The following is a 1,928-nucleotide window of genomic DNA, read 5'->3' on the forward strand; positions in this document are numbered from 1 at the left end:
ACATAAGCCTGTTCGGTTCGTAAGCTATAATGCAAGTAGCGTATGCGCTCACGCAACTGGTCCAGAACCTTGACCGAACGCAGCGGTGGTAACGGCGCAGTGGCGGTTTTCATGGCTTGTTATGACTGTTTTTTTGTACAGTCTATGCCTCGGGCATCCAAGCAGCAAGCGCGTTACGCCGTGGGTCGATGTTTGATGTTATGGAGCAGCAACGATGTTACGCAGCAGGGTGACGGTGTTCGGCATTCTGAATCTCACCGAGGACTCCTTCTTCGATGAGAGCCGGCGGCTAGACCCCGCCGGCGCTGTCACCGCGGCGATCGAAATGCTGCGAGTCGGATCAGACGTCGTGGATGTCGGACCGGCCGCCAGCCATCCGGACGCGAGGCCTGTATCGCCGGCCGATGAGATCAGACGTATTGCGCCGCTCTTAGACGCCCTGTCCGATCAGATGCACCGTGTTTCAATCGACAGCTTCCAACCGGAAACCCAGCGCTATGCGCTCAAGCGCGGCGTGGGCTACCTGAACGATATCCAAGGATTTCCTGACCCTGCGCTCTATCCCGATATTGCTGAGGCGGACTGCAGGCTGGTGGTTATGCACTCAGCGCAGCGGGATGGCATCGCCACCCGCACCGGTCACCTTCGACCCGAAGACGCGCTCGACGAGATTGTGCGGTTCTTCGAGGCGCGGGTTTCCGCCTTGCGACGGAGCGGGGTCGCTGCCGACCGGCTCATCCTCGATCCGGGGATGGGATTTTTCTTGAGCCCCGCACCGGAAACATCGCTGCACGTGCTGTCGAACCTTCAAAAGCTGAAGTCGGCGTTGGGGCTTCCGCTATTGGTCTCGGTGTCGCGGAAATCCTTCTTGGGCGCCACCGTTGGCCTTCCTGTAAAGGATCTGGGTCCAGCGAGCCTTGCGGCGGAACTTCACGCGATCGGCAATGGCGCTGACTACGTCCGCACCCACGCGCCTGGAGATCTGCGAAGCGCAATCACCTTCTCGGAAACCCTCGCGAAATTTCGCAGTCGCGACGCCAGAGACCGAGGGTTAGATCATGCCTAGCATTCACCTTCCGGCCGCCCGCTAGCGGACCCTGGTCAGGTTCCGCGAAGGTGGGCGCAGACATGCTGGGCTCGTCAGGATCAAACTGCACTATGAGGCGGCGGTTCATACCGCGCCAGGGGAGCGAATGGACAGCGAGGAGCCTCCGAACGTTCGGGTCGCCTGCTCGGGTGATATCGACGAGGTTGTGCGGCTGATGCACGACGCTGCGGCGTGGATGTCCGCCAAGGGAACGCCCGCCTGGGACGTCGCGCGGATCGACCGGACATTCGCGGAGACCTTCGTCCTGAGATCCGAGCTCCTAGTCGCGAGTTGCAGCGACGGCATCGTCGGCTGTTGCACCTTGTCGGCCGAGGATCCCGAGTTCTGGCCCGACGCCCTCAAGGGGGAGGCCGCATATCTGCACAAGCTCGCGGTGCGACGGACACATGCGGGCCGGGGTGTCAGCTCCGCGCTGATCGAGGCTTGCCGCCATGCCGCGCGAACGCAGGGGTGCGCCAAGCTGCGGCTCGACTGCCACCCGAACCTGCGTGGCCTATACGAGCGGCTCGGATTCACCCACGTCGACACTTTCAATCCCGGCTGGGATCCAACCTTCATCGCAGAACGCCTAGAACTCGAAATCTAACGTCCGTTCGGGCATCGAGGTCCATGTCGGGGTGGGACGGGCCCGTGGCTTCAAGATCACTTGCAGTCCGACCGCGATGTCTTGGTTGCGCGAGAGGTTGTCGATATGGCTCTGTTGCAAAAATCGTGAAGCTTGAGCATGCTTGGCGGAGATTGGACGGACGGAACGATGACGGATTTCAAGTGGCGCCATTTCCAGGGTGATGTGAGGCTCTGTTGCAAAAATCGTGAAGCT

Annotated in this window: 3 protein-coding genes; 2 read left to right on the forward strand and 1 reads right to left on the reverse strand. The window is 61.0% G+C overall.

Features of this window, described 5'->3' with window-relative positions:
• Positions 1-214 precede the first annotated feature (214 nt).
• Positions 215-1,066 (forward strand): sulfonamide-resistant dihydropteroate synthase Sul1, encoded by an 852-nt coding sequence (sul1, locus tag C1729_RS14155; RefSeq protein ID WP_000946487.1) that lies wholly within the window; start codon positions 215-217, stop codon positions 1,064-1,066.
• 127 nt (positions 1,067-1,193) lie between these two features.
• The gene (locus C1729_RS14165) at positions 1,194-1,694 is read left to right on the forward strand and encodes a GNAT family N-acetyltransferase (protein ID WP_000376623.1); all 501 of its coding nucleotides are present in this window, start codon (positions 1,194-1,196) and stop codon (positions 1,692-1,694) included.
• On the opposite strand, the gene C1729_RS14840 is transcribed toward C1729_RS14165, so the two are convergent.
• Positions 1,677-1,928: hypothetical protein (locus C1729_RS14840; RefSeq protein ID WP_129590786.1), on the reverse strand; the 252-nt coding region annotated here is incomplete at its 5' end. The genes C1729_RS14165 and C1729_RS14840 overlap by 18 nt on opposite strands.

It is taken from the genome of Sanguibacter massiliensis (assembly GCF_900240335.1).
Taxonomy (GTDB): Bacteria; Actinomycetota; Actinomycetes; order Actinomycetales; family Cellulomonadaceae; genus Flavimobilis; species Flavimobilis massiliensis.